The sequence below is a fragment of the Bradyrhizobium iriomotense genome (genome assembly GCF_018130765.1).
Classification (GTDB): Bacteria; Pseudomonadota; Alphaproteobacteria; order Rhizobiales; family Xanthobacteraceae; genus Bradyrhizobium; species Bradyrhizobium iriomotense_A.
The window spans coordinates 167,653-174,064 of the sequence record NZ_JAFCJZ010000018.1 but is presented as its reverse complement, the minus strand read 5'-3'; the positions used below and the strand labels follow the sequence as shown (position 1 = coordinate 174,064).

Here is a 6,412-nt window from a genome sequence, read left to right as displayed (position 1 = left end):
CGCTGCGATCGCGGCCTGAGCCCCACGCATTTGGCTCTCAGAGACGATCTCCTCCAAGACGTTTTTACACGACCAAGGCCCATGGCTGACCTTGCGGTGCAGTTCGCTGACCATCAGCTTTGATTCCAGTTGCAGAAATTTGACCAGAGGCGGCTGATCGAGCGCTGTTCGGCGGGTGGCCCAGCCACAAGCCCTTGCGTTGCCTGACGGGCAAAACACCCAGCTTATCGGTCAACCCGCGCCGGCAAAAATATTCATATTTACCGAAATTCGGAAACGGCGTATGTGTCGCGCAACCCGGCCCAAGGAAGAGGGGCGTATCGCGATCGTCACGAACGCGGGGCGGGCGGCGGTGGACGTGGGTCACATCGGCGCGAAGGTTTTTGCAGGGCGGGCGACCGTGAGCAAAAACGTAGCGCACACGACCGGTGCGATCTGCGTACGGCAAAATCGTATGGTCCTGGCGCCCGGGGTCTGTGCGCCAAGTCTTGTGGTGATGTGTGCGGCCCAACCGGGCCCTCGCGTCAGTCATCCGCAAGGCGACGGGGGCAATAGTGCAACGCTCCCTGGGGAGAGCACGACATAAGCCGTAAGCCCACTGCGCAGGGAAGGCCGGATGTCTGGCTACACCTGTATGCCGCTGTGCAGATTCTTGTTGCCACCTTTCGCACAGTGGACCGTGGGTGCCCGGCCGGCACCCGGTCTTCCCTGCGCCCTCTTTCATTCGAGGGTGAAGCGACGAAGCATAGCTCGGGCGAAAGATGCCGCGAGAGCGCGAAGGTGTCTTTAACGTTTCAGAAGTCCAATGTTGCGGCGAGCGCTTACCGATCACCGTCACCCCCGCGCAACGGCGAAGCCGTTGTCGCTGGAGGTGGCCGCTCCTTCAGCGGCCCTCGAAGGGCGACGGCCCAGCTGCGTCTCGGCCGTTCATCCTTCGAGGCTCGCGACGCAGTGCAGGTGCACTGCGCCACTCGCACCTCCAGCGACAACCGCTTCGCGGTTGCGCGGGGATGACGGAATGGACACCGCAGCCGCGGAAGCTCCTGGATTGCTTCGCTGCGCTCGCAATGACGAGGATGATGCAGTTGTGGGCTCACAGCGCGTCCGGGACACGAGAGGAGAGAGCGGCGCAACACACCCCAGACGTGAGAAAGCGCCCGTGGGGGGCGGGCGCTTTCTGTAGTCGACTTGGGGTTGGGGTCGTCTACATATCCACGTGGCAACTTTGGGGGGCTGGTAAAGAGCCGCGTGAATTCACAAAACTCGTCAAATCTCCTTATCGAACGAGGGACGCGTTCGAGCTGGTGATAACGACCGGCTTGCCGGCCTTGATGACGCGGGCCGTCTGAGTCAGACCTTCGTCCGAACCCGAGCGTGCCGTGATGCCGAAGCCCGCCACCGCGATCCCTGCGACGAGGGCGACGACCACAATCTTCAAATGGGTCGCGCGATCGGCGCTGTAGATCGAGTGGTTCATGGAAGCCTCCTGCCGCCACCTACCCGAAGTAGTCGCCGGCCGTTTGAGGCAGGTTCATACTTCCGGTGCCCAACAACCTAGTATTGGCGGGATTCGTTCCCAAGAGGCGATCACAAGAGCGTGATACGACGTGAAAGATCGCGATCAAAGGCGGCCCTTGATCGTTCTTTTTTATAATTATTTCAACGCCATAATGTGCCTGCCGGGCGCCTTTTCGGCCTTTGGTCGACAAGGCGCCAGGAACTCAAAAACCATTTGCCTGTGGCCGAAAAACACACGGCTTCTTAAGGCAAATCAGATGCTTCCGACCGTTTTCAACCTCGCCCTGGGGTGGATTTCAGCCTGCGACAGCACGGTGGTCTGGGCGCGGAACCGCTCGACGAGTGAGCGCACAAAGGGACGAATTGCCGCAGAGGTGACCAGCACCGGCGCCTCGCCTTCGCGGGCGGCGCGCTCGAAGGCCTCGCGCACGGCGGTCATGAATTCCGACAGCTTCGAGGGCTGCATGGCGAGGCTGCGCTCCTCGCCCTGGCCGATGATGGATTCGGCGAAGGCCTGCTCCCACCGCGCCGACAGCGCGATCAGCGGCAGATAGCCGTTGTAGGAGGTGTTTTGGGCGCAGATCTGCCGGGCGAGGCGGGCGCGGACGTGCTCGACCATGGTGGAGGGATTGCGCGAGAAGGCGAGTGAGTCCGCGATGCCTTCGAGGATGGTCGAGAGGTCGCGGATCGAGATGCGCTCGGCGAGCAGCAGCTGCAGCACGCGCTGGATGCCGGAGACCGTGACCTGTCCGGGGACGATGTCCTTGACCAGCTCGCTCTGCTCCTTCGGCAGCTCCTTGAGCAGCTTCTGCACCTCGCCGTAGGAGAGCAGGTCCGACATGTTGGCCTTGAGCAGCTCGGTGAGATGGGTCGAGAGCACGGTCGCGGCGTCGACGACGGTGTAGCCCTTGAGCGAAGCTTCTTCCTTGAGGCTGGCATCGACCCAGGTCGCGGGCAGGCCGAAGGTCGGCTCGGTGGTGTGGATGCCGGGCACCTGAACCTGGCTGCCGCCGGGATCCATGACCATGAACTGGTTCGGCCAGATCTTGCCGGTGCCGGCGTCGACCTCCTTGATCTTGATGATGTAGGTGTTGGCCTCGAGCTGGACGTTGTCGAGGATGCGTACCGCCGGCATCACAAAACCCATCTCGATCGCGAGCGAGCGGCGCAGCGCCTTGATCTGCTCGGTGAGGCGGTCGGTGCCGTCGGGCCCGTTGACGAGCGGCAGCAGGGCATAGCCGAGCTCGATCTTGAGGTCGTCGATCTTGAGCGCGGCCGAGATCGGCTCTTCCGCCGCGGCGGCGCCGGCTGCACCCGGTGCACCGGCGGCAGGCGCGGCGTTGGCGGCTTCCTCGGCCTTCACCGCGGTGCGCTTGTGGTTGCGCGCGTGCCAAGCCAGCGCGCCGGCGCCGGCACCGAGCGCCAGGAAGGGGATGGTCGGAATGCCCGGCAGCGCCGCCAGCACCAGCATCACCGCCGAGGACATCGCCAGCGCCTGCGGATAGCCGGAGAACTGCTTCATCAGCGCCTTGTCGGCGGCGCCGGACACGCCGGCCTTGGAGACGAGCAGGCCAGCCGCGGTCGAGACGATCAGCGCCGGCACCTGGGTGACGAGGCCGTCACCCACCGTCAGCAGCGTGTAGCTGCGGCCGGCATCGGCGAAAGACATGCCCTGCTGCGCCACGCCGATGATCATGCCGCCGACGACGTTGATGAAGACGATCAGAAGGCCGGCGATGGCGTCGCCGCGGACGAATTTGGAGGCACCGTCCATGGCGCCGAAGAAGCCGCTCTCGTCCTCGAGCTCCTTGCGCCGCTGCTTGGCGACCTTCTCGTCGATCAGTCCGGCGGAGAGGTCGGCGTCGATCGCCATCTGCTTGCCGGGCATGGCGTCGAGGTGGAAGCGCGCTGCGACTTCGGCGATACGGCCCGAACCCTTGGTGATGACGACGAAGTTGACGATGATCAGGATGGCGAAGACGATGATGCCGATGACGAAATTGCCGCCCATCACGAAGCTGCCGAACGCCTCGATGACGTGACCGGCGGCATCCGTGCCCTCGTGCCCATGCGACAGGATCAGGCGGGTCGAGGCCATGTTGAGCGACAGGCGCAGCATGGTCGAGATCAGCAGGATGGTCGGGAAGGCCGAGAATTCCAACGGCGCCTGGATGAACAGCGACGTCATCAGGATCAGGATCGAGAGCGTGATCGAGATCGCCAGGAACAGGTCCAGCACGATCGCGGGCAGGGGGAGGATCAGCACCACCAGGATGGTGAGGATGCCGAGCGCCAGCGCGATGTCGCCGCGCTTGAGAATGTTGACGATCTCGTTGAGGGAGGGGACGCCGGGCTTCGCGCCGCCTACGCCCTGTCCCGCGGTGACGTCGACCATGGTAGCTGCCTCCCCGCGCGACTGCCGCCCGCGCGCCCCAAACGTCTGCGCGGCGGCCGATGGGCCGCCGTTCCGAAAGTGAGGCACCGCACTGGCGTCCACGGGAGCTCCCGTTCTACGCGGCTGACGACACTCGACTTCACTCGGCAATTCTTGCCGGGTGTATGGTTAGCAAAGGGTTAACGGAGGGGGTGGCAGGGGGGCAGACCGGGGTGTTTCGGGCCCCTCGGGGTGTCATTCCGGGGCGCCCGAAGGGCGAACCCGGAATCTCGAGATTCTCAGGTGCGCAATTGCGCACCAGGGTCTGGTCCTGCGGACCATCCCGGAATGACGGGGCAGTTGGCAGAGCGCCCCTACTTCGCCTTGTCCATCTTCGTCACCGTGTAGCCCGACGTCGCCTCCTCGGCCTCGAAGGTCACCTTGTCGCCGACCTTCACCTGCTTGAGCATGGCGGGGTCCTTGACGCGGTAGACCATGGTCATGGGCTCCTCCATGCCGAGGCTCTTGGCCGGGCCGTGCTTGAGCGTGATCTTGCCAGCGCCCTCGTCGATCTTCTTGACCTCGCCGCTGATCGAAGCGCTCTGCGCCGCGACCGCGCCGAAGGTCAGGCCTGCGCTCAGCGCCAGCGCTGCAGCGATGCGGATGATGCGGTTCATAGAAATCTCCACTGTTTACTTGACGGTGACTTGGCCGACCATGCCGTACTCGCGATGGTCGGGGATCAGGCAGGAGAATTCAAAGGTGCCGGCCTTGGTGAATTTCCAGACGATCTCGGCCGTCTTGTTCGGCGCCAGCCGCACGCCGTTGGGCTCGTCGTGCTCCATGTGCGGATGCTTCTTCATCACCTCGGCATGCGCGAGATTCTCCTTGGTGGTCGCGAGCAGGAATTCGTGGTCCTCCTTGCCGACATTGCGCAGCACGAAGCGGATCTGCTCGCCCTGCTTGACTGCGATCTTCGACGGCTCGTACGACATCTCGCTCAGCGAGATCTCGATGGTGCGCGCCGGCTTCTTGGGATCGCCGGGCTCGCCCGCCGAAAAGGACGCATGGCCGTGATCTTCGTGCGCGCCGGCGGACGAGATCGAGAGCGCTGCCAGCGCGAGGACGAAAGTGACGGTCTTCTTCATTGTAGTCTCCAGTTGGTGGTTCATCGAAACGCTCACATCTTCATGTTCTTCATCGGCGGGCTGCCGGGTTTCTGCCGGGCCGGCTCTGTGGCCGGCGCCGTGACTTCGTAGGCGACGGTGCCTTGCGGGAATTTGTACGGACCGGGATCGCGGTAATCGTCGCGCGCGAGGTTCTCGCGGATCTTCATCACCGTGAACATGCCGCCCATCTCGATCGGCCCGAACTGGCCGGTGCCGGTCATCATCGGCAGCGTGTTGTCGGGCGCGGGCATCTCCATGTTGCCCATCGCCATCCCGGTCGAGCCCATGGCCATGCCGTCAGGCGCGAGCTTGCCGACGGCCTTGGCGAGATCCTTGCGCGACACGCCGATGAGGTTGCGGACCTCGTGTCCCATTGCGTTCATGGTGTGATGCGACTTGTGGCAGTGGAACGCCCAGTCGCCGGGATTATCGGCGAGCACGTCGAACACCCTGATAGCGCCGACGGGGACGTCGGTGGTGGTTTCGGGAATCTGCGCGCTCTCGGGAATCCAACCGCCGTCGGTGCAGGTCACCGCAAAGCTGTGGCCGTGCAGATGGATCGGATGGTTGGTCATGCTGAGATTGCCGATGCGCACGCGCACCTTGTCGCCGAGCCGCACCGGCAGCGGATCGATCCCCGGAAACACCCGCGAATTCCAGGTCCACATGTTGAAGTCGGTCATCTCGTTGACCTGCGGCAGATAGCTGCCGGGATCGACGCGATAGGTGCTCATCACGAAGACATAGTCGCGGTCGACGGGGCGGAAATTCGGGTCGCGCGGATGCACGACGAACATGCCCATCATGCCCATCGCCATCTGCACCATCTCGTCGGAATGCGGGTGGTACATGAAGGTCCCGCTCTTCTTCATCTCGAACTCGTAGACGAAGGTCTTGCCCGGATCGATGTGCGGCTGGTTCAATCCTCCGACGCCGTCCATGCCGCTCGGCACGATCATGCCGTGCCAGTGCACGGTGGTGTATTCGGGCAGGCGGTTGGTGACGAAGATGCGGACCTTGTCGCCCTCGACCGCCTCGATGGTCGGGCCGGGAGACTGGCCGTTGTAGCCCCACAAATTCACCTTCATGCCTTCGGCGAATTCGCGCACCACGGGTTCGGCGACGAGGTGGAATTCCTTCCAGTCGCCGTTCATGCGGAACGGCAGCGACCAGCCGTTCAGCGTGACCACGGGGCGATAGTCGGGGCCGCTGATGGGGTGCAGCGGCGGCTGCATCACCACCTTGTCCATGGTCGGCGCTTCCGGAATCGATGCGGCCTGGACGCGGCCGCTGATGGCCGACGCGCCGGCAAGGGCGGCGCTGCCCAGAAATCCTCGGCGGGAAAACATGC

At 64.0% G+C, this 6,412-nt stretch carries 5 protein-coding genes; all 5 read right to left on the bottom strand.

Annotated features, from left to right (window positions below; genetic code table 11):
* Positions 1-1,276: 1,276 nt before the first annotated feature.
* Positions 1,277-1,477 (bottom strand): hypothetical protein, encoded by a 201-nt coding sequence (locus JQ635_RS27710; RefSeq protein ID WP_018646220.1) that lies wholly within the window; start codon positions 1,475-1,477, stop codon positions 1,277-1,279.
* A 294-nt stretch (positions 1,478-1,771) separates the two neighbouring features.
* Positions 1,772-3,913, bottom strand: a complete 2,142-nt coding sequence (gene flhA, locus JQ635_RS27705) for a flagellar biosynthesis protein FlhA (protein ID WP_211412943.1) — start codon at positions 3,911-3,913, stop codon at positions 1,772-1,774.
* 353 nt (positions 3,914-4,266) lie between these two features.
* On the bottom strand, positions 4,267-4,569 hold the full coding sequence (locus JQ635_RS27700) for a copper-binding protein (protein WP_211412942.1): 303 nt from the start codon (positions 4,567-4,569) through the stop codon (positions 4,267-4,269).
* Between the two features lie 15 nt (positions 4,570-4,584).
* Positions 4,585-5,040: a cupredoxin domain-containing protein gene (locus tag JQ635_RS27695; protein WP_211412941.1), complete on the bottom strand. Its 456-nt coding sequence runs from the start codon at positions 5,038-5,040 to the stop codon at positions 4,585-4,587.
* A gap of 32 nt (positions 5,041-5,072) precedes the next feature.
* Positions 5,073-6,410 carry a multicopper oxidase family protein gene (locus JQ635_RS27690; protein WP_211412940.1) on the bottom strand — a complete coding sequence of 446 codons (1,338 nt, stop codon included), beginning with the start codon at positions 6,408-6,410 and terminating at the stop codon, positions 5,073-5,075.
* Positions 6,411-6,412 lie beyond the last annotated feature (2 nt).

What these genes read in the sequence shown, in the direction of transcription:
- JQ635_RS27710 (WP_018646220.1), bottom strand. Translation starts at nt 1,477, where the DNA reads ATGAACCACTCGATCTACAGCGCCGATCGCGCGACCCATTTGAAGATT.
- flhA (WP_211412943.1), bottom strand. Translation starts at nt 3,913, where the DNA reads ATGGTCGACGTCACCGCGGGACAGGGCGTAGGCGGCGCGAAGCCCGGC.
- JQ635_RS27700 (WP_211412942.1), bottom strand. Translation starts at nt 4,569, where the DNA reads ATGAACCGCATCATCCGCATCGCTGCAGCGCTGGCGCTGAGCGCAGGC.
- JQ635_RS27695 (WP_211412941.1), bottom strand. Translation starts at nt 5,040, where the DNA reads ATGAAGAAGACCGTCACTTTCGTCCTCGCGCTGGCAGCGCTCTCGATC.
- JQ635_RS27690 (WP_211412940.1), bottom strand. Translation starts at nt 6,410, where the DNA reads ATGTTTTCCCGCCGAGGATTTCTGGGCAGCGCCGCCCTTGCCGGCGCG.